Here is a 25,002-nt window from a genome sequence, read left to right on the forward strand (position 1 = left end):
AATAAAGCGTGCTAGGTTACCAACCTACAGACTATAACCTTTATCCTGACAATCAGAGCCTTTGTGCGCTATCTGTTTCGGTGCTTAGTGACTGCGGTTGATGTAGAGGAGTAACCACCCCGCCATGCGCATACTATTAGTAGAAGATGACCCCAGCTTGGCATCGGGCATTCGCTTGGCGTTAAAGCCTGAGCATTTCACGGTGGATCACCTGAAGGATGGTGTCACTGCGCTGGCCGCGTTAAAAGAGGGCGAGCCTTTTGATGCCGTTATTCTCGATCTAGGCTTGCCGCGCATGGATGGCATGCAGGTGTTGGAAGCGGTGAGGCGCCAGGGTAATCGTGTGCCTATCCTAGTGCTGACCGCTCGGGACGCCGTGGATGATCGCATCAATGGGTTAGATTCTGGCGCCGACGACTATTTAACCAAGCCGTTTGAAGTCGCCGAATTAAAGGCTCGCCTGCGTGCTCTGTTGAGACGCAGCAATGGCCAGGTTAATAGTGCCTTGGAGTGCCGTGGCATTCATCTTGACCCGCTGACCATGCGGGTCAGCTACCAGGATCAATTGGTGGTGCTATCGCGCCGCGAGCTAACCTTACTGCAAGAGTTTATGACGCATCCTGGGCGGGTGTTCACCCGCGATACCTTAACGCGCCTTGTCTATGGCTGGGACGAGGATGTGGAAAGCAATGCGATTGAAGTACATGTTCACCATCTGCGACGAAAATTTTTTCCTCAGCTTATTCGCACGCTGCGCGGTATTGGTTACGTAATGGATAAAACCGGCCAGGATGAACGCCCATGACCTCTATCCGACAACGCACACTGGGTCTTGTGCTGCTGGTATTTGGTCTCAGCATGTTGGTGATTGGTTTTATCAGCTATCGCTATGCGGCTCACGAAGTCGAAGAACTTTATGATGCCAGCCTAGCCCAAAACGCGCGCCTGCTAGACGGATTGCTGCAAACGCCCTTACCGGAAGAGTATCGCGGCGCGCTGCTTAATAGCTTGGATAACGCTTTGCAGCGTGCCAAGCAGTGGGATAAACGCTTTGCAGGGCAGCGTTATGAGAGCAAATTAGCCTTTCAGCTATGGGAAGACGACCGCTTATTACTGCGCTCAGCCAATGCGCCTGACGCCAATCTTGCCGACCAGCCTCCTGGTTTCACTAGCCTGCACATCGATGAGCATGAATGGCGCATTTATGTATTAGAAGTATCGAATTCTACTCAGCGAATAGTGGTCAGCGAACGTGAAGATGTTCGCGGAGAGCTCATTAGAGCCGTGGCGCTGCGTACACTGATGCCTGACCTAATCGGGCTGCCATTACTGACTGCTTTTTTATGGTGGTCCATCGGCTGGGGGTTAGCCCCGCTATCGCGTATGGCCGATCAAATTCGCAGCCGCGACCCACACAATTTACAGCCACTAACGCTCAGCCCATTGCCTCATGAGTTAAACACTATTGCTGGAGCACTCAATCGGCTTTTAAAGCGAATTCGGCTGATGCGCATACGTGAAAAGCGCTTCATCGCCGATGCGGCTCATGAGCTGCGCACACCCTTAGCCGTGCTCGATTTACACGCGCAGAATGCGCTGACGGCCGATAACATTGAGGACCGTCAAGAAGCATTAAGCCACCTGCGCAGTGGCGTTGCTCGCTCAACGCGCTTAGTCACGCAGCTACTTACGCTCGCTCGCTTAGAGCCCGAAGAAGAAGCGCTGCCCGATTATCGCCATACGCATCTGCTACGTGAAGTCCGCGAGACCCTTGCCAAACTGTCTCCATTGGCCACAGAGCGCGGCCAGCAGCTGTTATTAGAAGCGGATGAGCGCGCGGCTTGGCTAATGTTAGAAGAGCCGGGGGCAATTGAAACCTTGGTACAAAACTTAGTCGGCAACGCCATTCAGCACTCCCCCAACCGCAGTGTGATCAGTATCACGCTGGCAGCAATGGCACAGGGGTTTCAGCTAATCGTTGATGACCAAGGCCCCGGCATACCGCTAAGCGAACGCAAAAAAGTCATTGAACGTTTTCAGCGTTCTGGCCCCAGTGCGGGTTCAGGGTTAGGTCTGTCTATTGTGGAACGTTTGGTAACTCGCCATGGCGGTACCTTACAGCTTGAAGATTCTCCCAGCGCAGGGCTGCGCGTGATCATTAATCTGCCGCATCCTACCGAGGATGAGCTGCTGAAATTGCTCGCGACACAATAAAATTTATCAATCTCTTAAGGTTGCGGTAAGAATTGCATGTAACTGTGGAACAACACGGTGAACCCGATATTTACGATTCACCTTTTCTCCACATGGAGCGGCCCTAATGAACCAAGTAGCATATTCACCTAAGCCATTGACCCAATTAAGCACCACACCAATATTGGCAATGCCTGCACCCAAGCGGCTATTACCCACTAGCCCTGCGATGACCGTGCTGACTGATTTTTCTCAGCTAATGCCTCAGTCCGTCGATGCAGACACCCCAATAGACGATGCTCATCTAAAAATGCGCCACGGTGGCATACGTCTACTGTTCGTGATGGACAAAAGCGCGCACTGTATTGGCGTTATTACTTCAAAAGAAGTGATTGGCTCTCGGCGGATTAATCTTGCGATGCAGCAGCGCAATCTCAATCGCGAGGAAGTCACGGCTGAAATGATCATGACACCGTGGCAAAAACTCAGCGCCATGCCCGTTTCACAGCTGGGCTCATTGACGATTGAAGACTTAGTACTATCGATGGAGAGCTTTACCGATCAGCATCTATTGATTACTGAGCTCAACGATAACCAAGAACTGAGAATTCGCGGCCTTATCTCGGCAAGCGATATACAGAACGCCGTGGGTAAAGATATTAATCCGGTTCCTATGGCAAAGAGTTTTGCCGAAATTTGCCAAGTTATCACCGGTCACGATCTGTAAATATTGATCTCTTTTGAGGCGTAACCCATAACGCTTATTTCACTCTTTTACACGGGTTGTGCTGGGTTAAGTGCCCTAAGTTACGCTCATAAAGTTACTTTCATAAAAATGCCCCTCATTGAGTTATCAATGAGGGGCATTTTAGCTTTTCGGGCCCGTCTAATACGGTTTAAAATCTTAGAGCCTTAATGGTTTAGAACATCGAGGCATTAATCCATAGATGCGCCGCAATACTGCCGATATAGCCCAGTAAAATGGCCGGCATCCAGCGCAAGTGGCCAGCAAAGGTATAAATACCTCGCGCCTGGCCCATAAGCGCCACACCGGCCGCAGAGCCCATAGACAGCAAGCTGCCCCCGACACCGGCGGTCAGCGTGATCAACAGCCAGTTGCCTTCCGTCATATCCGGGGCCATCGAAAGCACCGCAAACATAACCGGTATGTTATCCACTACCGCCGAGATAAGCCCTAATACCACGTTAGCCCATACCGGGTTCCAACTGCCGTAGAGCGTTTCGGAAAGCAGGCTGAGGTAGCCCATAAAGCCAAGACCACCTACGCACATAACCACGCCGTAGAAGAACAGCAGCGTATCCCACTCGGAGCGCGCGATACGGCTGAAAATATCGAAGGGAACCACGCTACCGAGCTGTTCCAGCTTCTTCCAATCGCCCCGTCGAGAATAGCGCTCACGCTTGCGCTCAAGCGAACGCGGCAGGCTGCGTCGCAGGTAATAGCCAAAGAACTGCAAAAGACCCAGACCAAACATCATGCCCATGGCGGGCGGTAGGTGCAGAACAGAGTGGCACAGCACCGAAATCGCGACGGTAATTAAAAACAGCACGATAATCCGCCGTGAGCCTCGCTTGAGCCAAACGTTCTCTTTTAGCGCTGCGGGCTGACGATTTACAATAAAGAAATTCATAATGGCGGCAGGTACTAAGAAATTGACCAGCGCAGGAACCAACAGCACGAAAAAGCCGCCGAACGGTACTTGACCTGCCTGCCACACCATCAGCGTAGTGATATCGCCAAACGGACTAAAGGCACCGCCGGCATTGGAAGCTACCACTACGTTCACACAGCAAAGGCTGATAAATTTATTATCACCCTCGGCTACTTTCAGTACCACTGCGCACATCAACATCGCCGTGGTCATATTGTTGGCAATGGCTGAAATACCAAACGCCATTACCCCGGTGATCCAGAATAAGCTGCGATAGCTGAAACCTTTGCGCACTAGCCAAGAACGCAGCGCATCAAAAATACGTCGCTCTTCCATGGCATTGATATAGGTCATCGCGACTAGCAAAAACAAAAGCAGCTCGGTGTATTCAAGCAGCGTTTCACGGAAGGCCGTTTCCGCTTCTTCCGGCATACCCGCTTGAACATAGACCCAGGCGACTATCGCCCAAATAAGGCCAGCAGCGACCAGCACAGGCTTAGACTTGCGCATATGCAGTAGCTCTTCACTCATCACCAACGCATAAGCGAGCACGAAGATCAGGACAGAAGAGATACCGGCAATCGAAGCCGTAAGATTAAGCGATCCGGCGGCAGCATAAGAAAGAGAAGGAAAGAGCAGAAGAGTGCAGGCGAGCAACAGCCAAGCGCCTCGGCTAGCATAAAGCCGAGTTGCGAGGACGTTTGGTGATTTCATGGCGATGTGATCCCAGCAGAGAGGAGAAAGACCGCCACGATAATAAGCACACTAACGACATGCTGCAACGCAACGGCTGCGCACAACATGCGACATATTGCCGCATGCTGTAAAGCGTTTTTTATTCATTCACAAACACACGGCGTTAGCCGCAATTGTTATTCCACCGTGACGCTTTTTGCCAAGTTGCGCGGCTGGTCAACGTCGGTACCTTTAAGAACAGCCACGTGATAGCTCAATAGCTGTAGCGGCAGGGTATACAGTAGCGGCGCCAGCGCTTCGTGCACCTGTGGCAAGGTCAATACGCGAATATCTTCCTGGGCATCGATACCCACGCCCTCATCGGCAAATACAAATAGCTGACCACCGCGGGCACGGACTTCCTGAAGGTTGGATTTCAGCTTTTCAAGCAGGTCATCGTTTGGCGCTACCGAAATAACCGGCATTTCGCTATCCACCAGCGCCAACGGGCCGTGTTTCAGCTCACCCGCGGGATAGGCTTCAGCGTGAATATAGGAAATTTCTTTGAGCTTCAGCGCGCCTTCCAAGGCGATTGGGTAATGCGCGCCGCGCCCCAAGAACAGCGCATGCTGTTTTTCAGCAAACGCCTGGGAAAGCGTTTCAATTTTGCTGTCCAATCCCAGTACTTGCTGACACACCTCAGGCAAGGCTTTCAACGCGGCGATAATATCCGGGTATTCAGCCTGCCCCTTGGCTTTACTTACTGACAGCGTTAACAGCATTAATCCGATTAGCTGGGTGGTAAAGGCCTTGGTGGAAGCAACGCCAATTTCAGGGCCTGCGCGAGTCATCAAGGTAAGGTCAGACTCTCGCACCAGCGAGCTTCCCGGTACGTTGCAAATGGCCAACGTGCCAACATAGCCAAGCGTTTTAGCAAAGCGCAAGGCGGCGAGCGTATCGGCGGTTTCACCCGACTGGGAAAGCGTCACAAACAGCGTATTGTCAGGTACTACGGGGTGACGGTAGCGATACTCAGAGGCAACTTCTACCTGAACCGGCACACCGGCGTAGCGTTCAAGCCAATAACGCGCTACTAAGCCTGCGTGATAGCTCGTACCGCAGGCAATGATATGTACTTGGCGCGTCTGTTTAAAAAGCGCCTGCGCATCGGGGCCAAAACTCTCCACTAACACGCTCTGGTCGCTCAGCCGCCCTTCTAGTGCCGCCTCGATAACCTTTGGCTGCTCAAAAATTTCTTTCAGCATGTAGTGACGATATTCGCCTTTGCTGGCAGCGCCATCGCCGTGCTCGAAGGTATGAATCGGGCGCTCAACGTCATTACCATGACGATCAACAATGCGAATGCTGCCCTGCGAGCGCAGCTCAACCAAATCACCCTCTTCAAGGTAGATAAAGCGGTCCGTGACCGGTAATAGCGCTAGCGGGTCAGAGGCTAAGAAAGCCTCATCAATGCCTACACCAATGACCAGCGGACTGCCCTGGCGAGCGCCAACAACCACGCCAGGTTCTGCCGCACACATAACGCCGAGTGCGTAGGCGCCGCCTAGTCCGTTAACAATCTGCTGCGTGGCGTCAAACAGCGATAGCCCATCGACCAACTTTTCAGAAAGTAAGTGAGCGATCACTTCGGTATCAGTTTCTGAGCTGAACGTATAGCCACTGCGCTGCAGATTATCTTTTATATGTTCATAGTTTTCAATAATACCGTTGTGCACTACCGCAACCTGGTTTTCATGCACCAGGGAGTCGCTATGATGCGGATGCGCATTGGCTTCAGAGGGTTTTCCATGGGTTGCCCAGCGAGTATGCGCGATACCTGAAAAGCCCGGCAGTGCGGCGGTATCCAAGCGCGCGGCAAGAGCCGCTACTTTTCCGAGTGCTCTGTGGCGAGTCAACGCGCCATCATTAAACACCGTCATACCGGCCGAATCGTAGCCGCGATACTCCAGGCGTTTTAGCCCTTCTAATAAAATTTCTTGAACGTTGCGCTGGGCAACGGCGGCAACAATGCCACACATAATCAATCTCCTGAGCTATTCACCCATGCTAATTAATCGACAAGCAAAACGGTAAATCAGCGGTATTGGAATATAAATCCGGCCTTTTAATGATTGTTGGCACTGTTTTCTAAAACGTTAACGTTATGAGTTAAGCTTTATAAACTGGGCTTTATAACCTTGCTGGGCCGTTGCCATTCATTCTTTTCTACCTGACGGCTCCGCGTTACCGCCAGCGCGTACTCGGTGACGTCTTTTGCAATAGTTGACCCTGCCCCTATGGTTGCTCCTTTGCCTATCGTGACCGGCGCCACCAGAGAGCTGTTAGAACCAATAAAAGCGTTATCACCAATGTCTGTGTGATGTTTGTTAGCACCGTCGTAGTTACAGGTAATCGTACCGGCTCCCACATTCACATCGCGCCCTAAACGCGCATCGCCTACGTAGCTTAAGTGATTAATCTTACTGCCTTCACCCACATCGGCATTTTTGGTTTCAACAAAATTGCCTACTTTGGCTTTCGCTGACAGCCGCGTGCCGGGGCGTAGGCGTGCGAACGGGCCTATCTGATTAAGGCCTGCCGCCACGGTGCCTTCTATAACGCTGTGAGTATCGACAACGCTTTCTGCACCAATGGTGCTGTTTTTGATCACGCAGTAAGGGCCAATACGCACGCCTTCACCTAACTCTACGTCACCTTCAAACACGCAGCCCACATCGATAAACACATCGTGTCCGCAGGTCAAACTCCCGCGTATATCTAGACGTGAGGGGTCAGCAAGCGCTACGCCTTGGGCCATTAATTGATCAGCCACCTGGTGTTGGTAGGCGCGCTCCAAGCGCGCCATTTGCGCCCGATTGTTGACGCCTTCAACTTCCACAGCGGTGGCAGGTTGGGCAGTACACACCTTAATCCCTTCATCCGCCGCCATCGCAATCACGTCGGTAAGATAGTACTCACCCTGCGCGTTTTCCGCAGAAAGCTGCGGCAACCAGCGCTTTAGCTGAGCGCTCGTCATCGCCATGATGCCGGTATTGCATTCGTTAATCGCGAGCTGAGCGCTGTTGGCATCTTTTTGCTCAACAATCGCCACTGCGTCGCCTGCGGCGTTACGCACAATTCGCCCGTAGCCGCTAGGGTCATCCAGCGTCACCGTCAGCAGCCCCATGTGCTGTTCATCCACGTGGGCTAACAGCTCGCTCAATGATTCACGCTGCAACAGCGGCACGTCACCATAAAGAATTAATACGTTGCCGTTACCTAGCTGCTCAAGCGCTTGAGCGACAGCGTGACCTGTGCCCTTCTGCTCGGCCTGAACCGCAAAGTGCACGGGGCTTTCTGCCAGCGCTTCGCGCAGTTTGTCGGCGCCATGGCCAATGACCACATGAGTACGGTCTGGATTCAACGCAAAGGCTGAATCCAGCACGTGCTGCACCATTGGCTTACCGGCCAACGTATGCAGCACTTTAGGGGTATGTGACCGCATGCGCGTGCCTTTACCCGCTGCGAGAATGACAATATCCAGTTCTTGCATGTTATTCACCTGCTACGGGGGGAACGGTGGTGGTTGCCGGGGCCGGTAACTGCTCAATGCCCAGCTCACCTATCAATGTTTCGCCAAAATAGTTAACAAATTCAGGGCTGGCGACGCTGCGCCATGCATCACCATCATGAATAAGCATTAAAATTTTAAGATTGTTGTCGAGCGCCATCTGCATTGCGTCTTCTTCCCCCACCACTAACAGCGCGGTCGCCCAGGCATCCGCCCAAGCGTTGGAAGGGTGAAAAACAGACACAGAAGCGAGCTGGTGAGTCACCGGGCGCCCTGTGCGTGGATCAATGGTGTGGGAAAAACGCTCACCGTCAACGTCAAAATAGTTGCGATAATCGCCTGACGTCGCCACGGACATGCTTTCTAACGGAAGAATATGCTGAGCCCGCTGCTCACCATCTTCAGGCACTTCAATGCCAATGCGCCACGGCGTTTGCTCGTTTTCATCACGCAGGCCGCGGGCAATCAGATCCCCGCCTAAGTTCACCAAATAATGATTGATATTCTGCTGGTCTAGATAGGCGGCCACTCGATCGGTCGCATGGCCTTTGGCAACGCCGGAAAGGTCGACAAACACATCGCGGGTGCGGCGCGCCTGCATATTTTGGGTATCCGTCTCGATGGCATCAAAGCCCACCTGGGCGAGCTGTTCGGCTAATGCTTCATCGGAAGGGATTTGCTCAGGTCGTGCGCCAGGGCCAAAGCTCCATAAGTTCACCAGGTCACCCACGGTAATATCAAACGCCCCCTGGCTTGCTTCGGCCACCGATTGACTAATGGCCAACACTTCAATCAGCTCATTAGAGAGCGGCTGCCATTCGTCCAACGGCGCCTCGTTGAAGGCAATAAGCTCTGAATCATCTCGATAGGTCGACATCGCATGATCAACGCTTTCTAGCTCTGCCAAAAACCCTTCTTCTAACTCACGCGACTGGCCTTGCGTGAGAGGATCCATAATGGTCACCTGATAAAAGGTGCCAAAAATGTTTCCCTCATAGCGTACGGGCGGCTCCAGTGGCCGGTCATTTTCTGAACAGCCTGACAATACCAACAGGGCACTCATCAATGCGCCTAACACTATCAGCCCGCGTCCCCAACTGATCGTGCGTTCAACACACTTTTTCTCATCAGACCTTTTCATCGTTGCTTTGTCCTAGCTATAAAGCCTTAAAAGAGACGTTCTTAAAAATGAAAGAACCACAGCAGCCAAGCGCCGAACAGTACCCGATAAACCACAAACGGCTGCATCCCTAATTTTTTAATAACGACTAAGAAATAATGAATACACAAATAGGCGCTTAGCCCTGATATCAGAGTGCCCGCCAGCATCGCTACCCAATCAATGGACTGCGGTGATTTAAATAGCCCAACGGCTTCTAAACCGCCGGCCAGCACAATCACGGGGATCGATAGTAAAAAAGAAAAGCGCGCGGCTCCTTCGCGGCTCATTCCCACCATCAGCGCTGCCGTAATAGTAATGCCCGAGCGCGAGGTGCCCGGAATTAACGCCAGCGCCTGGGCGCCACCGATAATCAATACATCCTTTAAGCGCAGCTGATACTCGCTTCGTGTTCCGCGCTTACGCCAGTCGGCATAACCCAACAATAGACCGAAACTAATTAAACTGATGCCAATGATTAACGTAGAGCGCATATAGCCAGAAATAGCATCGTGCAGCAGTAAACCCACTAATCCCACGGGGATCGTTGCTATTGTTACCCAGAAGGCAAGCCGCGCGTCCTCATTGATGCCTTTACCGCGGAGGGCCGCCAGGCTGCTGGTGATCATTTGCCCTATTTCCTGGCGGAAATAAATAATGACCGCGGAGAGGCTACCTAAGTGCAGCGCAACATCGAAGGCTAGGCCTTGGTCTTGCCATTCGGTCAGCACAGGCACCAAAATCAGGTGAGCAGAGCTTGAAACGGGTAAAAATTCGGAAATTCCTTGCACAACCGCTAACACCAACACCTGGAGCCAATCCATAAATAATCCTGTGTCTACATCAATTTGATGGGTTGCAATGTCGCATAAGGATACACATACGCTAATTCTTTGTCCGCCATTGCCTTTGCTGATATTCATTAGCTCAGACACTCAATAACGCTGCTTCATGGCTTGGAAGCAGTGGATGCTATAGAGGATCATGAGGAGTACGCTACAATAGTCGCCAATTGAAAGCCTGCGTCCTTGCAAGGTACCCATGACTCAGACCATCGAAACGCCAGTGGTTCAAGACCACAAGCAACAAAGCCAAGAGGCTAAGCGCGTCACCTATATTGGTGCGTGGCTGGATGCGCTGTTGAGCATCGTCAAAGTGACGATCGGCTTTATGGTGGGTTCCGCGGCACTGATCGCTGACGGTATTCATTCGCTGTCTGATTTAGTCACGGATGGATTCGTGCTGGCGGCTATTCATTATGGTCGTCAAGAGCCTGATAAAGATCACCATTATGGCCATGGCCGGATCGAAACACTCACCACGCTACTACTAGGCAGCGTGTTGATTTTCGTGGCTGGCGGTATTGCCTGGTCGAGCCTAGCCCGCTTGTTTAGCGGTGCTGAGGTCAACGCACCGGGGCTGCTGGCCATTGTTATTACGGTCATCGCACTGTTCAGCAAAGAGTGGATTTTTCGCTACACCATGCGCGTTGCTAAACGCGTTAAGTCTAGATTATTGGAAGCCAACGCCTGGCATTCCCGTAGCGACGCCTTATCTACCGCCGTCGTATTAGTCGCATTGGTGGGTGCCCAGTTTGGTTTGGGCTGGCTAGATGCCGTGGCAGCCATCATTGTTGGTTTATTGGTCGGCAAAGTGGGTTTGGACTTATTGTGGGAATCCGCACGCGAACTGGTTGATACGGCGCTACCGTTGGATGTGCAAAATCAAATGCATGACGTCGCCTGCAGCATTCCTGGGGTAGATAGCGTGCATGATTTGCGAACCCGCCAATCAGCCGGTTGGGTAATGGTCGATCTACATGTCGTGGTAGGCCCTAAAATTACCGTTTCGGAAGCCCATGAAATTGGCAACGAAGTCAGCCGCCGCCTGCGCCATGAATTTCCAGCACTGACCGACGTGATTTTCCACGTTGACCCAGAAGACGATGCAGGTGCCGGCGATCCAAGCCGCCTACCCGGGCTACCGCTGCGCCCGGAAGTAGAGGACGCGCTTAATAAGCGCTGGTACAAACATCCGGTGTGGCGAACGCTAAACGAACTGCAGCTGCATTACCTAGACGACAAAGTCTCGGTATCGTTGATTATTGATGATGCGGTTAACCAGCCCCCGCAATGTCTCGCTAGCCAGTTAAAATCACTGGCCAGCGACATTGAATGGTTAGGGCATGTTGAGGTGATGTTCATTACTCGCGCTGCCAGTAGCTCAATGCGTTAGCCGTTAACGCGTCATTTACCTTAAGCGGCAGAGAGAATAGCCGTCGCAATCGTGAAATAGATCAACACGCCGGTGGCATCAATCAAGGTCGTCACCAGCGGTGCCGAGGCGGTGGCGGGGTCGACTTTAAAGCGCTCAAGCACAAAAGGTAGGCACATGCCTATCAGGCTGCCAAACAGCACAATGGTCACCATGCTAAGTGCCACCACCATGGCAACGGCTTCGCCACCTCGGAAAATACCAATGGGAGTGACCGCGATGGCCATGGTCAGTCCTAGCGCGCCGGCGACCAGCAGCTCTCGTCCAAGCATTTTACTCCAGTCTTTCACACCGATATCACCCGTTGCCATCCCGCGCACCATCAGCGTGGCGGCCTGAGCGCCCGCATTACCGCCACTACCAATCAGCAGGGGTAAGAAGAACACCAGCGCCACCTGTGTCGCAATAATATCTTCAAAATAGGCAATGCCCGCGCCGGAAAATAGGTTGGCAAACACCAGCAGTACTAGCCAAAATACGCGCTTGCGATAAAGGCTCCACAGCGGCACACGGCTCACGCCGTCTTCAAGCTGGCCAATCGACATCCCTTTATGGAAATCCTCGGTGGCCTCAGATTCCGCTACGTCCATAGCGTCATCGTGGGTCACAATTCCCACCATGCGGTCATCGGCATCGATCACCGGTAGAGCTAAAAGGTCGTACTTCGCCACGATACGCGCGACATCTTCCTGAGCATTATCAACCCGCGTGCTGATGACATCTTTGATCATGATGTCATCCACAATGGCGCCGGGGCGCGCCACCATCAGTTGGCGCAGCGACATGGTGCCTATTAGTTGCCCATCGCTATCCAGGATATACAGCTGATACACCGTCTCAGCATCAGGGGCCGTTTGGCGGACGCGCATCAGGGCTTGCGACACCGTCATGCCACTGGCTATGGCGACATAGTCAGAGGTCATGATGGCGCCTGCGGTGCCTTCTTCGTAGCTTGCGAGCCGCTTCAGATCTTCACGCTCTTGATGCGCCATGCTGCGCAAAAGCGCTTCGCGTCGGTCATCGTCCAGCAAATTAAACAGGTCGGCACGTTCGTCCGAGCCCATTTCTTCTAATAGCTTGAGTACCTGGCTGTCATCCAGCTCTCCAACGACTTCAAGCTGGCTTTCACCGGGCAAATAGCCCAGCACGTTGGCCGCCCGCTCGGCAGAAAGAATATTCAACAAAAAAAGCGCTGCCGAGAGCTCTTCATCGTCTTCAATCATCTCTTCAAGCACTTCACCGATATCCGCTGAGCGGATTTCGGCCAACCGTAACATCAAGACAGATTTGCTAGGCACGTCCTTGGCCAGCTCATCGAGTAGTTCAGCTTTTAATGCCTGCAGGCTTTCTTCATTCAGTGCCATAGTTCGTTCTCCCCTTCACGCTGACAAGCATCGTGCTGCCGACCTAGGCCACCATATTAATCGATCGCACTAACTCGTCGTACTGGCAGCCAAAAAAAACGCCCCTTAAACCCTGACCTGCAGGTTTAAGAGACGTTGTTCACACGACAAGCGCGCGGTTATTAGCCTTTGCCCGCCTTTTTACGTAGCTGCTGAATGGTACGCAGCTGAGCAGTGGCTTCGGCAAGTTCAGCGGCAGCTCGGGTATAATCCAGCTCCGTTGACTTCTCATTAAAGGCTTTTAAGGCCTGCTGACGCGCTTCTTCAGCAGCGGCCTCATTGAGGTCGCTGGCACGGGAAACCGCGTCGGCCAGAATCGTCACCACATCCGGCTGGACTTCCATGAAGCCACCCGAGACAAAGAAGTTCTCTTCCTTGCCACCGTCGTGGATCACGCGAACCGGACCCGGCTGAAGCTCGGTCAGCAACGGGGCGTGACCCGGCAAAATGCCCAGGTCACCCAACATCCCGGAAGCAATCACCTGCTCAACAGTACCTGAGAAGATAGATGCTTCAGCGCTGACGATATTGCAAGTAAAGCTATTCGCCATAGCGAATCCCCCTAATGGACGGGATTACTTCTTCATCTGGTTGGCTTTCTCGACAGCTTCGTCGATTGAACCGACCATGTAGAAGGCCTGTTCCGGCATATCGTCGTATTCGCCTGCAAGAATGCCCTTGAAGCCACTAATCGTGTCTTTCAGAGAGACATACTTACCTGGTGAACCGGTGAACACCTCGGCCACGAAGAACGGCTGCGACAAGAAACGCTGGATTTTACGCGCCCGAGATACGGCCAGCTTGTCTTCGTCAGAAAGCTCATCCATACCCAGAATAGCAATAATATCCTTAAGCTCTTTGTAGCGCTGAAGAACGTTCTGCACACCGCGAGCAATTGAATAGTGCTCTTCACCCACTACCAGCGGATCTAGCTGTCGTGATGTGGAATCCAGCGGATCAATGGCCGGGTAGATGCCCAACTCGGCGATTGAACGCGACAGCGATACCGTGGCATCCAGGTGAGAGAACGTCGTGGCCGGCGACGGGTCGGTCATGTCGTCGGCAGGCACATAGACGGCCTGGACGGAGGTGATCGAACCGGTCTTGGTCGAGGTGATACGCTCCTGAAGAACGCCCATCTCTTCGGCCAAGGTTGGCTGATAACCTACCGCTGACGGCATACGGCCCAGCAATGCAGATACTTCGGTACCGGCTAGGGTGTAGCGATAGATGTTATCGACGAACAGCAGAACGTCACGGCCTTCATCACGGAATTTCTCTGCGATGGTCAAACCGGTCAACGCCACGCGCAAACGGTTTCCCGGCGGCTCGTTCATCTGACCGTAAACCAGCGATACCTTATCGATAACGTTGGATTCAGTCATTTCGTGATAGAAGTCGTTACCCTCACGCGTACGCTCACCCACACCGGCAAAAACAGAGTAGCCGCTGTGTTCGGTGGCGATGTTGCGGATAAGCTCCATCATGTTAACGGTTTTACCAACACCGGCACCGCCGAACAGACCCACTTTACCGCCTTTCGCAAAGGGGCAAACCAAGTCGATAACCTTGATACCGGTTTCCAACAGCTCGCCGGAGGCGGCCTGCTCGGCATAGGTCGGCGGCTTGCGGTGGATAGGCATACGCTCTTGTTCGCCGATCGGTCCCGCTTCGTCAATCGGCTCGCCAAGTACGTTCATAATACGGCCCAGCGTCTCCTTACCTACCGGTACGGAAATCGCGGCACCTGTGCTGGTCGTTTCCATACCACGCTTCAAGCCCTCGGTGGAGCCCATAGCAATGGTGCGCACCACACCGTCGCCCAGCTGCTGCTGGACTTCGAGGATGGTCTCAACATCGGAGACCTTTAGCGCGTCGTAGACCTTGGGCACAGAGTCCCGCGGAAACTCTACGTCAATCACCGCGCCGATGATTTGTACGATACGTCCGCTCATCTTGGTTCCTCTCTAAAACCTGCAAATGAAACCTGTCTGCCGGGAGCCTTCATAATAAGAATGTGCTCCCTAGGCGTTATACGGCAGCAGCGCCGCCGACGATCTCAGAAATTTCCTGCGTGATGGCGGCCTGGCGGGCCTTGTTATAAACCATCTCCAAATCGTCGATCAGGTCGCCTGCGTTGTCAGTGGCACTTTTCATAGCGATCATCCGGGCCGCCTGTTCACAAGCGCCGTTTTCCACTACCGCCTGATACACCTGCGATTCGATGAAACGAACCAATAGGCTATCAAGCAACGCCTTGGCATCCGGTTCATACAGGTAGTCCCAGCTTCCGGGACGGGCGTTTTCATTGTCTTGCTCAGCGTCTGCACCCATATCGGATGACAGCGGAAGAAGCTGACGAACAACCGGCTTTTGCGTCATGGTATTCACAAATTCATTGTGCACCACATACAGCCGGTCAAGGCGTCCTTCATCGTACGCTTCGAGCATGACCTTAATACTGCCGATCAACCCTTCAACGGTCGGGTTTTCCCCTAATCCGCTCTTCGCTGCTACCAAATTACCGCCGTAGTTGCGGAAAAAGGTGCTGGCTTTGGCGCCAAGGGCGCAAAAATCTTGCTCAGCACCCTGCTTTTTCCAACCTGCGGCTTCTTTCAGAAGCGCTTTGAAAAGATTGTGGTTCAAGCCACCGCACAGACCGCGATCCGTGGATACCACGATATAACCAACGCGCTTAACCTCGCTACGCTCGACCATATAGTCGTGCCGGTATTCGGGGTTCGCGTCGGCAATGTGGCCAACCACATTACGGATCTGCCTAGCGTAAGGCTGACTAGCTCTCATCAGATCTTGCGCTTTACGCATTTTCGATGCAGCCACCATTTCCATGGCGCTGGTGATCTTCTGCGTATTTTTAATGCTCCCGATCTGGGTGCGTATCTCTTTTGCAGCTGCCATAGCGATCTACCTTTCGTTCGTGGCTCTCAGAAAGCATGCAAACCCGCCCTGACGGGCGGGCCAGACATTACCAGCTCTGAGTCGCCTTGAACTTCTCGAGACCCGACTTCAAGCTGTCTTGAATCTCACCGTTGTAGTCGCCGGTCTGGTTGATCTTGTCGAGTAGATCAGCGTGCTCAGACTTCATGTAGTCGTGCAACGCACGCTCGAAGTCCAACACTTTGCTTACTTCAACATCGTCCAGATAACCTTCGTTGGCGGCATACAGCGAGAGCGCCATTTCTGCTACCGACATCGGCGAGTACTGGTTCTGCTTCATCAGCTCGGTGACACGTTGACCGTGTTCAAGCTGCTTACGCGTGGCTTCATCAAGGTCAGAGGCAAACTGCGAGAACGCCGCCAGTTCACGGTACTGCGCCAACGCCAAACGCACGCTACCGCCAAGCTTCTTGATGATTTTCGTTTGTGCCGAACCACCTACACGAGAAACCGACAGACCTGCGTTAATCGCCGGACGAATACCGGAGTTAAACAGATTGGTTTCCAGGAAGATCTGACCATCGGTGATTGAAATCACGTTGGTCGGAACGAACGCAGAAACGTCACCGCCCTGGGTTTCGATGATAGGCAGCGCGGTCAAAGAACCGGTTTTGCCTTTCACTTCACCGTTGGTGAACTTCTCAACGTAGTCGGCATTAACGCGTGCAGCACGCTCTAGCAGACGCGAGTGGAGATAGAATACGTCACCGGGATAAGCTTCACGGCCAGGCGGACGACGCAGCAGCAGCGATACCTGACGGTAAGCGACGGCCTGCTTAGAAAGATCGTCATACACAATCAGCGAGTTCTCGCCGCGATCGCGGAAGTATTCGCCCATGGTGCAGCCAGAGTAAGGCGCCAGGAACTGCATCGGAGCCGGGTCGGCAGCGCCGGCGGCCACAACGATAGTGTGTTCCATCGCGCCATGCTCTTCGAGCTTGCGCACAACGTTGGCAATAGTCGATTGCTTCTGACCAATGGCGACGTAGACGCAGGTCACGCCCTTGCCTTTTTGGTTGATGATCGCATCAATGGCAATGGCAGACTTACCAATCTGACGGTCACCGATGATCAGCTCACGCTGACCACGGCCGATCGGTACCATGGCATCGATTGATTTAAGACCGGTTTGAATCGGCTCATCAACAGACTGACGAGTGATAACGCCTGGCGCCACTTTTTCAACGGCATCCGTCATTTTGGCGTTAATGTCGCCTTTGCCATCGATGGGGTTACCCAGCGCATCGACAACACGACCAATCAGCTCAGGGCCTACCGGCACTTCGAGAATACGACCGGTACACTTGGCGGTCATGCCCTCTTCAAGCTGCAGGTAGTCACCCAATATTACGGCACCTACGGAGTCACGCTCCAGGTTAAGTACCATGCCAAAGATGGCGTTGGGGAATTCAATCATTTCACCGAACATCGCGTCTTCGAGGCCGTGAATTTTCACGATACCGTCGGAAACAGTGACGATGGTGCCCTGGTTATGGGCTTCGGATGCGACGTCAAGCTTCTCAATTCGCTGCTTGATGATGTCGCTGATCTCGGAAGGATTCAGTTGCTGCATGCCATGTCCCTCAGACTCAAGCGGTTAGCGCGTCATTAAGGCGGTTCAATCGACCACGCACTGACCCGTCAATGACGGTGTCGCCAGCACGCAGGATGACACCGCCGATAAGCGACTTGTCCACCTGAGTAGTAATAGAGATTTCGCGATTTAGACGTTTCTTAAGCGCGTTCGCTAGCTTCGTTTGTTGCTCGCTATCTAACGTGTAAGCAGACGTGACGTTTACTTCAACACGCTGTTCGTGTTCAGCACGCAGGTGCTCGAACTGATCAGCGATTGACTTCAGCGCCATTAAACGACCTTGGTCTGCTAAAACAGCCAAAAAACGCTGTAAAGCTTCATCCTGTTGCTCTGGAATCAGCTTGATCAGCAGCGACACTTTTTGGTCGCTATCTAATTTTGGACTGCTTAAACGATGGCGAACAACGTCGTCGGCTACCGCAAAGCTTAAAAAACTCAGCGCTTGTGACCAGCTATCAAGCGCCTCATGATCACGCGCGTATTCAAACGCTGCCTTAGCGTAAGGACGAGCGACGGTCAGTAATTCCGCCATGATTCACCTCCTTACAGTTCAGCAGCAAGCTCATCGAGTAACTTGCGATGGGCTTGTTCGTCGACCGACGCTTCAAGAACACGCTCGGCACCCAATACGGCGAGATAAGAAACCTGGGCACGAAGTTCATCTTTAGCGCGATTCACTTCTTGCTCAATTTCGGATCGTGCACTCGCTACTAGGCGTTCGCCTTCGGCGCGTGCCTGTTCGCGGGCTTCTTCAATCATCTGGGCAGAGCGCTTATTGGTCTGCTCAAGAATCTGAGAAGCTTGCTCCTTGCTTTCGCGCAGCATCTGTTCTGCCCGCTCTTGAGCAAGCTCAAGGTCGCGGTTAGCACGGCTAGCTGCATCTAAGCCATCAGCAATTTTTTTCTGACGCTCGTGAAGCGCATTGCTGATCGGAGGCCACACATACTTTGTGCAAAACCAGACAAAGATCGCGAAGGCGATCGTCTGCCCGATTAGCGTCATGTTGATATTCACAGGGATGTACCTCTGACAAGTTCGTGGCGACCGGTGTGAAACAAAACCGAGCGGTTAGCGCTCGGCTGAGCTGTCATTAACCGGCAACAACGAAGATCAGGTACATTGCGATACCAACACCGATCATCGGAACGGCGTCTAACAGGCCTGCCATTAGGAAGGTTTTGGTTTGCAGCTGGTCGCCTAGTTCAGGCTGACGTGCAGTAGATTCCAACAGCTTGCCGCCCAAAATAGCGAAGCCAATGCCGGTACCTAGTGCGCCCATACCAATCATGATGGCAGCAGCAATGTAGATAAGTTCCATGGTAATGCTCCTAGTTTTTCAAGTTAAAGGTCGAGGGTTGAGGTTAAGGGTTAATGTGTTGCAAGCATTGCTCGGATTAGTGATGTTCGTGTGCAGCGCTGAGATACACCACGGATAAAACGGTAAAGATGAACGCTTGAAGTACAACGATCAAAATATGGAAAATGGCCCATGGCACATCCAGCACCCAAATAGCCCAGAACGGCAGCATGGCAATCAAAATAAAGATAACTTCACCGGCGAACATGTTGCCGAACAAACGCATTGCCAAACTGAACGGCTTAACCAGCAACGCAACAATTTCGAGTAGCAGGTTAAAGGGAATCAGTGCCCAGTGATTAAACGGTGTCAGTGACAGCTCTTTGGCAAAACCACCGACGCCTTTGACCTTAAAGCTGTAGTAGAGAATTAGCCCGAACACGCCCAGTGCCAGCCCTAAGGTGGCGTTTACATCGGTAGTCGGAACAACTTTCATGTAGTCCACGCCAAGCTTACTAAACAGCACTGGCAAGTAGTCAACCGGTATAATTTTGAGTGTATTCATAAACAGAATCCACACAAACAGCGTCAACGCTAGCGGTGCGATGATCGGGTTATGACCTTTAAATGTTCCTCTGATCATGTCCTCGACAAACTCAACCACCATTTCAACGGCATTTTGCAAACCCGTAGGCACACCCGTCGTGGCCATTTTACCGGCTTTGCGGAAAATGAAGATAAACAGCAGACCCATGGCAATTGACCAGCCCATAGTGTCTAAGTGAATGGCCCAAAAGCCCATTTCACTTGCTTCTTCCGCCGTATGCGCCAGCGACCAACCGTTTTCGGGATGATTACCAAAGGTCAGGTTCTGCAAGTGGTGCTGGATATAGTAAGTCGTAGAGACTTCGTTTCCTGCGGCCATGGACATGTCACCTCAATCAGTTGTGCGATTTTCTAGGCATTAGCGTTTTTTGGCATTAACCAAGGCGTGAACCAATGCGTTAGAACAACCGCCACATAAGCATAAAAAAAGAAAGCGGGGTTTGAGGGGGGCGCTGCTACGAACACTGCAACAAACAGTGCCACCGTCAAACCAAACTTACCTGCTTCGGCACGAAATAGGCGCATCGCTGCCTGCGAGGGCCGATTAGATCTCAAAACCCCCATCCGCTTTATGAAGAAAGCGTGCGGCAGTAAGGCCACTAAGGCGCCTAATAATACCGATAGCGCCCCGGGCGTTTGTGCCAAAAAATAGCCAGCCATCATCCCGATTAAGGTAATAATTAATTGTGTGATGGTCAGGCGAACAATATAGGTTCTGCGTCGCTGGGTTTCGTATCGCTGCATAGCTCTCTGCATGGTTTTCTGCATAGCTCTGGACAAATACCCAGCTCTTTAATAAAAATCGGCTGGCTGCAAAGAGCATATTCTTCGACAAACACAGACAACCTGCACAAATCTTGCGCGATTATAGGGAAGCGCTATCACACCTTCAACCGAGTAGCGTCGATTTTGACCGTTTAAGGGTCGATTTTCGACCAAATGGTTAAAACATGCCCCCTTCTTAGGCAATATTGCGTAGCCTGCTATTTAATATGCATTAAAATACCGTCTAATTCTTCAAGGCTGGTATAGCGAATAGTCAGCTTACCCTTGCCCTTTTGACCATGATCAATGGAAACCGCCGCACCGAGTAATTCGCCTAAATGCGTTTCAAGCTTGGCTACATCGGGTTGCTTAGCTGTGCGACTAGGCGTTTGAAGAGTGGCTTGGCTTGTTTGAACTTTCTTCACCAGCGCTTCAGTTGCGCGCACGGTCATGTCGTTATTGACCACTTCGTGGGCGACTTGCCGCTGCTGCGCACTGCTTAGCGTCAGCAAGGCGCGTGCATGGCCCATATCAAGGTCACCGCGCTCAAGCAGCGTTTGTACTTCGGGGTCTAATGCCAATAAACGCAGCAGATTAGCCACCTGGGTGCGTGATTTACCCACGGCATCGGCAATTTGCTGCTGGGTAAGCTCAAATTCTTCGCCCAGACGTTTAAGCGCCATGGCTTCTTCAATGGCGTTGAGATTTTCACGCTGAATGTTTTCAATTAACGCCAGCGCCAGTGCGACTTCGTCGCTGACGTCGCGAATAACCGCGGGAATAACGTCCAGTTCAGCCAGCTGAGAGGCGCGCCAGCGACGTTCACCGGCAATAATTTCATAGCGATCTACGCCGATGGGGCGTACGACAATCGGCTGCATAACGCCTTGGGTACGAATAGAATCGGCCAGCTCTTCTAACGCTTCAGGCTGAATATCGCGACGCGGCTGATATTTTCCTCGCGTTAACTGAGCTAATGGCAAACGCTCAAGGCGATCTTCAACGACTTCATCAGCCGCGGCGCTAAGCGCTGTATCCGTAAGCTCAAGCGGCGTGCCGCTACCGGCAAGTTCTAGGCTGTCACGACGACGAGCTCCAGCACCAATCAGGGCATCCAGGCCACGTCCTAGCGCGCGTTTACGCGTCATTCGCTTTCCCTCATTTATAACGATAGCTATAACTACAGCGCGTATTGTTTAAAGTGAAAGACGACGGATCATCTCTTTTGCCAGCACACGATAGGCCTGGCTCCCCCGTGAAAACCGGGCGTATTGCGTGACCGGTAGACCATGGCTCGGTGCTTCGGCGACTTTAACGTTGCGGGGTATGGTGGTTTTAAACAACATATCACCAAAGTAATCGCGCAGCTGCTTATCGACTTCGCGGGTTAAGCTAGTGCGCTTGTCGTACATAGTGCGCAAAATTCCCGCAATGGCTAAATCAGGATTAACGTTTTGCTTGATTTGCTCAACGGTATCCAGCAGTGCTGATAGCCCTTCAAGCGCGTAAAATTCGCACTGCAAAGGGATAAGCACGCTATTAGAAGCCGTTAACGCATTGACGGTTAGCATATTCAACGAGGGCGGGCAGTCGATCAGCACCACATCGTATTCATCCGCTACCGATGCTAAGGCCGTTGTTAGGCAGCTTTCACTTTGCTCACGATCTAATAATTCTACTTCAGCGGCGGTTAGATCGCCGTTACCCGGTAGAACGTCGTACTTAACTGGCAACTTTTTGACAATCGTTTCAGCCGCGGTAGCGTCGCCCAGTAGGACATCCAGAACACTTTTATCAAGCTCGTATTTGTCGATGCCGCTACCCATGCTGGCATGACCTTGCGGATCAAGATCCACCAACAGCACGCGACGGTCAAGCGCTGCAAGACTCGCCGCCAGATTAACGGCCGAGGTGGTCTTGCCCACGCCGCCTTTTTGGTTGGTCAGGGCAATGATCTGGCTCACTTACTCAACTCCTTCTGGGGTCAGAATCAACAGCTGCCGCTGGGCCGCTTCAAAGGGTACTTCCAGCAGATGACGCGCGTGTAATTGAATACCCTGGGGCAGGTCGCGCAGTTCATCATCCGCCCCCGGACCTTTCATAGCTAACCATTGGCCATTAACGGCCGGCAGTTCACGCGTGAGCGTGACAAAATCAACGAGACTAGCAAACGCCCTCGAGATTATCTGATCAAACGCAGCTGCTTCGAACTGTTCAACGCGGGCTTGGACAGGTGTTACGTTTTTTAACCCTAGTTCCATGACCGCTTGGCGTTGAAAGCGCACTTTTTTACCGTTGCTGTCTAGCAGCGTGACGTCTAGCTCAGGATTCAAAATAGCCAACACTATTCCAGGTAATCCAGGGCCTGCGCCAACGTCGAGTAAACGCGGCCCTTGCACATAGGGCAATACCACTGCGCTATCCAGCACGTGGCGCGACACCATTTCATCTAAATCGCGCACCGCCGTGAGGTTATAAGCCCGGTTCCACTTGTGCAACAGCGCGAGAAAGCCTAGCAGCTGTTCACGCTGATGTTGACTGACGTTAATCGCCAGTAGGTGAAGGCCTTTATCTAAACGTTGCGCAACGCTTACGGGTAAACTTTTTAGTAACACCGTTAGCGAACTCATTCGTTTACCACGTCGGCAGCCGCTACCAGTCGGCGTTTTTTCAGATGCACCAGCAAAATTGAAACAGCCGCTGGGGTAACGCCCGAAATACGCGCCGCATGGGCCAACGTTTCTGGCCTAGCGTCAGCGAGCTTTTGGCGGATTTCGTTAGATAAGCCTTCTATCTTTAAATAATCCAACTCAGCGGGCAAAGGCGTTGCTTCATGACGTTTTAGCTTGTCTATCTCATCCTGCTGTCGATGGATATAGCCTTGATATTTGGCTTGAATCTGTACCTGTTCAGCAACCGTTTCATCAGTGACAAGCGTGTCTTCGAGGCCGGGCAAATGGGCCAAGTCGCTGTAGTTGAGTTCAGGGCGTTTAAGCAAATCGCTTAAGCAGTATTCTCGTGATAGCGGCGCGCCGGTTTTTTCAGCCACTTTCTCAGCAGCCAAACTTCCCGGTTGAATCCAAATGGTTTTAAGTCGTGCGTTTTCTTGCTCGATTGCTTCACGCTTTTGACTAAACGCCGCCCAGCGGGTGTCATTAACCAAACCAAGCTCACGGCCTGCTGCGGTGAGGCGCAAATCAGCGTTGTCTTCTCGCAGCAGTAAGCGATATTCCGCTCGCGAGGTAAACATGCGATAGGGCTCTTTGGTGCCCATCGTGATCAAGTCATCAACCAGTACGCCCAGATAAGCTTCGTCGCGGCGAGGGTACCAAGCATCTAACTCTTGCGCGCGGCGTGCGGCGTTCAAACCGGCGAGTAACCCCTGGGCACCGGCTTCTTCATAGCCCGTCGTGCCGTTGATCTGGCCAGCGAAGAACAGGCTGTGGATAAATTTAGTTTCCAGCGAGTGTTTTAAATCGCGTGGATCAAAGAAATCATACTCAATGGCGTAACCAGGCCGCGTGATGTGTGCGTTTTCCAAGCCTTTGATAGAGCGCACAACTTGAATCTGCACGTCAAAGGGCAGCGAGGTCGAGATTCCATTGGGATACAGCTCGTGAGTGTCCAGGCCTTCGGGCTCGATAAACACTTGATGGCTCGACTTGTCGGCAAACCGATGGACTTTATCTTCAATCGATGGGCAGTAGCGCGGGCCAACGCCTTCAATCACGCCAGAATACATGGGTGATCGATCAAGGTTAGCCAGAATCAGATCGTGAGTCTGCTGGTTGGTGTGAGCAATGTGACAGCTCACTTGCTGAGGGTGCATTTCCCGCGACCCCAGATAGGACATCACCGGCGTTGGTGTATCGCCTGGCTGTTCTTCCATCTGTGAAAAATCAACCGTTTTAGCATTAATGCGCGGCGGGGTGCCTGTTTTTAAACGATCAACCCGAAACGGCAACGCCCTTAATCGCTCGGCGAGAGCGTTGGAAGGCGGATCACCTGCCCGGCCGCCCTTGCTTTGATCCAAGCCAATATGAATCACACCACCCAAAAATGTCCCGGTACACAGCACAACGCTTTGAGCATGAAAACGAATACCTGTTTCGGTCACAACGCCACGTACGGTGTCATTTTCGACGATTAAATCACCGGCCGCCTGCTGGAAAAGCGTCAAATTCGGTTGGTTTTCCAACATTCCGCGAATAGCCGCCTTGTAGCGGACACGGTCTGCCTGAGCCCGAGTAGCTCTAACGGCAGGCCCTTTGCGTGAATTCAGCACACGAAACTGGATGCCACCTAAATCCGTGGCAAGCCCCATAGCGCCGCCCATCGCATCGATTTCTTTCACCAAATGGCTTTTGCCAATGCCGCCAATCGCAGGATTACACGACATTTGGCCCAGTGTTTCGATGTTGTGAGTGAGCAGCAGGGTCTGACAGCCCATACGAGCAGAGGCCAGTGCGGCTTCAGTTCCCGCATGGCCACCGCCGATGACAATCACGTCAAAGCGGTCGGGATAATTCAAGAGACACCTCGTCTTGTGCCATTGGGCACGGATGATGTGAGCCAGTGCTTATGCACCCTAGTTCAATACGCCGGCAAGTATAAACCCCCTGTGGGTAACCGTCAGGTTTTTCCACACCCACTCAAATTGAGCAGTCTTTATTAATAACAATATAAAGATAAGATAAGAGAAGTTCTGTAAATGTAATAACTATTAGTGTGGACAATTTCTGTGCATAAGCAATTAATCCATTTATCTTTCATTAGGTTACATTGTTGACTTCTACATGTTTGAACAGCGTATTGCCTGGGCAGAAGCGGTGCT

At 52.4% G+C, this 25,002-nt stretch carries 23 protein-coding genes; 4 read left to right on the plus strand and 19 right to left on the minus strand.

Annotated elements, in window-relative coordinates:
* The first annotated feature begins 124 nt into the window (after positions 1 to 124).
* The 3 genes from KUO20_RS16515 (at position 125) to KUO20_RS16525 (ending at position 2,920) form a co-directional block, all read left to right on the plus strand.
* A complete protein-coding gene (locus KUO20_RS16515) occupies positions 125 to 805 on the plus strand; it encodes a response regulator transcription factor (protein WP_235040879.1) in 681 nt (226 codons plus the stop codon).
* A complete protein-coding gene (locus tag KUO20_RS16520) occupies positions 802 to 2,214 on the plus strand; it encodes an ATP-binding protein (RefSeq protein WP_235040880.1) in 1,413 nt (470 codons plus the stop codon). The genes KUO20_RS16515 and KUO20_RS16520 overlap by 4 nt, the downstream gene beginning before the upstream one ends.
* A gap of 106 nt (positions 2,215 to 2,320) precedes the next feature.
* On the plus strand, positions 2,321 to 2,920 hold the full coding sequence (locus tag KUO20_RS16525; protein ID WP_235040881.1) for a CBS domain-containing protein: 600 nt from the start codon (positions 2,321 to 2,323) through the stop codon (positions 2,918 to 2,920).
* A 193-nt stretch (positions 2,921 to 3,113) separates the two neighbouring features.
* On the opposite strand, the gene nhaD is transcribed toward KUO20_RS16525, so the two are convergent.
* The 5 genes from nhaD to KUO20_RS16550 form a co-directional block, all read right to left on the minus strand.
* Positions 3,114 to 4,580, minus strand: coding sequence for a sodium:proton antiporter NhaD (gene nhaD / locus KUO20_RS16530; protein WP_235040882.1), 1,467 nt, complete (start codon positions 4,578 to 4,580; stop codon positions 3,114 to 3,116).
* 158 nt (positions 4,581 to 4,738) lie between these two features.
* Complete coding sequence (glmS, locus tag KUO20_RS16535; RefSeq protein ID WP_235040883.1) at positions 4,739 to 6,580, minus strand: glutamine--fructose-6-phosphate transaminase (isomerizing); 1,842 nt, start codon at positions 6,578 to 6,580, stop codon at positions 4,739 to 4,741.
* 137 nt (positions 6,581 to 6,717) lie between these two features.
* Positions 6,718 to 8,094 carry a bifunctional UDP-N-acetylglucosamine diphosphorylase/glucosamine-1-phosphate N-acetyltransferase GlmU gene (gene glmU / locus KUO20_RS16540; RefSeq protein ID WP_235040884.1) on the minus strand — a complete coding sequence of 459 codons (1,377 nt, stop codon included), beginning with the start codon at positions 8,092 to 8,094 and terminating at the stop codon, positions 6,718 to 6,720.
* Between the two features lies 1 nt (position 8,095).
* A complete protein-coding gene (locus tag KUO20_RS16545) occupies positions 8,096 to 9,175 on the minus strand; it encodes an FAD:protein FMN transferase (protein WP_235042512.1) in 1,080 nt (359 codons plus the stop codon).
* A 119-nt stretch (positions 9,176 to 9,294) separates the two neighbouring features.
* On the minus strand, positions 9,295 to 10,095 hold the full coding sequence (locus tag KUO20_RS16550) for an undecaprenyl-diphosphate phosphatase (protein ID WP_235040885.1): 801 nt from the start codon (positions 10,093 to 10,095) through the stop codon (positions 9,295 to 9,297).
* Positions 10,096 to 10,312: 217 nt separating this feature from the next.
* Between KUO20_RS16550 and KUO20_RS16555 the strand changes: the two genes are divergently transcribed.
* Positions 10,313 to 11,506 carry a cation diffusion facilitator family transporter gene (locus KUO20_RS16555; RefSeq protein WP_235040886.1) on the plus strand — a complete coding sequence of 398 codons (1,194 nt, stop codon included), beginning with the start codon at positions 10,313 to 10,315 and terminating at the stop codon, positions 11,504 to 11,506.
* 20 nt (positions 11,507 to 11,526) lie between these two features.
* On the opposite strand, the gene mgtE is transcribed toward KUO20_RS16555, so the two are convergent.
* The 14 genes from mgtE to mnmG all read right to left on the minus strand — a co-directional run bounded on the left by mgtE (position 11,527) and on the right by mnmG (position 24,699).
* Positions 11,527 to 12,909, minus strand: a complete 1,383-nt coding sequence (gene mgtE / locus KUO20_RS16560; RefSeq protein WP_235040887.1) for a magnesium transporter — start codon at positions 12,907 to 12,909, stop codon at positions 11,527 to 11,529.
* 161 nt (positions 12,910 to 13,070) lie between these two features.
* Positions 13,071 to 13,499 carry a F0F1 ATP synthase subunit epsilon gene (locus tag KUO20_RS16565; protein WP_235040888.1) on the minus strand — a complete coding sequence of 143 codons (429 nt, stop codon included), beginning with the start codon at positions 13,497 to 13,499 and terminating at the stop codon, positions 13,071 to 13,073.
* 24 nt (positions 13,500 to 13,523) lie between these two features.
* The gene (gene atpD / locus KUO20_RS16570) at positions 13,524 to 14,903 is read right to left on the minus strand and encodes a F0F1 ATP synthase subunit beta (RefSeq protein WP_235040889.1); all 1,380 of its coding nucleotides are present in this window, start codon (positions 14,901 to 14,903) and stop codon (positions 13,524 to 13,526) included.
* 76 nt (positions 14,904 to 14,979) lie between these two features.
* A complete protein-coding gene (gene atpG / locus KUO20_RS16575; protein ID WP_235040890.1) occupies positions 14,980 to 15,867 on the minus strand; it encodes a F0F1 ATP synthase subunit gamma in 888 nt (295 codons plus the stop codon).
* 67 nt (positions 15,868 to 15,934) lie between these two features.
* On the minus strand, positions 15,935 to 17,479 hold the full coding sequence (atpA, locus tag KUO20_RS16580; RefSeq protein WP_235040891.1) for a F0F1 ATP synthase subunit alpha: 1,545 nt from the start codon (positions 17,477 to 17,479) through the stop codon (positions 15,935 to 15,937).
* Positions 17,480 to 17,495: 16 nt separating this feature from the next.
* Positions 17,496 to 18,032: a F0F1 ATP synthase subunit delta gene (locus KUO20_RS16585; protein WP_235040892.1), complete on the minus strand. Its 537-nt coding sequence runs from the start codon at positions 18,030 to 18,032 to the stop codon at positions 17,496 to 17,498.
* 11 nt (positions 18,033 to 18,043) lie between these two features.
* A complete protein-coding gene (locus tag KUO20_RS16590) occupies positions 18,044 to 18,514 on the minus strand; it encodes a F0F1 ATP synthase subunit B (RefSeq protein ID WP_235040893.1) in 471 nt (156 codons plus the stop codon).
* Between the two features lie 76 nt (positions 18,515 to 18,590).
* Positions 18,591 to 18,818, minus strand: coding sequence for a F0F1 ATP synthase subunit C (atpE, locus tag KUO20_RS16595; RefSeq protein ID WP_096276749.1), 228 nt, complete (start codon positions 18,816 to 18,818; stop codon positions 18,591 to 18,593).
* Positions 18,819 to 18,894: 76 nt separating this feature from the next.
* On the minus strand, positions 18,895 to 19,722 hold the full coding sequence (atpB, locus tag KUO20_RS16600; protein ID WP_235040894.1) for a F0F1 ATP synthase subunit A: 828 nt from the start codon (positions 19,720 to 19,722) through the stop codon (positions 18,895 to 18,897).
* 32 nt (positions 19,723 to 19,754) lie between these two features.
* Complete coding sequence (locus KUO20_RS16605; protein ID WP_235040895.1) at positions 19,755 to 20,147, minus strand: ATP synthase subunit I; 393 nt, start codon at positions 20,145 to 20,147, stop codon at positions 19,755 to 19,757.
* Between the two features lie 239 nt (positions 20,148 to 20,386).
* Positions 20,387 to 21,316, minus strand: coding sequence for a ParB/RepB/Spo0J family partition protein (locus tag KUO20_RS16610; RefSeq protein WP_235040896.1), 930 nt, complete (start codon positions 21,314 to 21,316; stop codon positions 20,387 to 20,389).
* 48 nt (positions 21,317 to 21,364) lie between these two features.
* The gene (locus tag KUO20_RS16615; RefSeq protein ID WP_235040897.1) at positions 21,365 to 22,132 is read right to left on the minus strand and encodes a ParA family protein; all 768 of its coding nucleotides are present in this window, start codon (positions 22,130 to 22,132) and stop codon (positions 21,365 to 21,367) included.
* Positions 22,133 to 22,798 carry a 16S rRNA (guanine(527)-N(7))-methyltransferase RsmG gene (gene rsmG, locus KUO20_RS16620; RefSeq protein WP_235040898.1) on the minus strand — a complete coding sequence of 222 codons (666 nt, stop codon included), beginning with the start codon at positions 22,796 to 22,798 and terminating at the stop codon, positions 22,133 to 22,135. It abuts the gene before it with no gap.
* Positions 22,795 to 24,699, minus strand: coding sequence for a tRNA uridine-5-carboxymethylaminomethyl(34) synthesis enzyme MnmG (gene mnmG, locus KUO20_RS16625; protein ID WP_235040899.1), 1,905 nt, complete (start codon positions 24,697 to 24,699; stop codon positions 22,795 to 22,797). The genes rsmG and mnmG overlap by 4 nt, the downstream gene beginning before the upstream one ends.
* Between the last annotated feature and the right edge of the window lie 303 nt (positions 24,700 to 25,002).

Source organism: Vreelandella profundi (genome assembly GCF_019722725.1).
Classification (GTDB): Bacteria; Pseudomonadota; Gammaproteobacteria; order Pseudomonadales; family Halomonadaceae; genus Vreelandella; species Vreelandella profundi.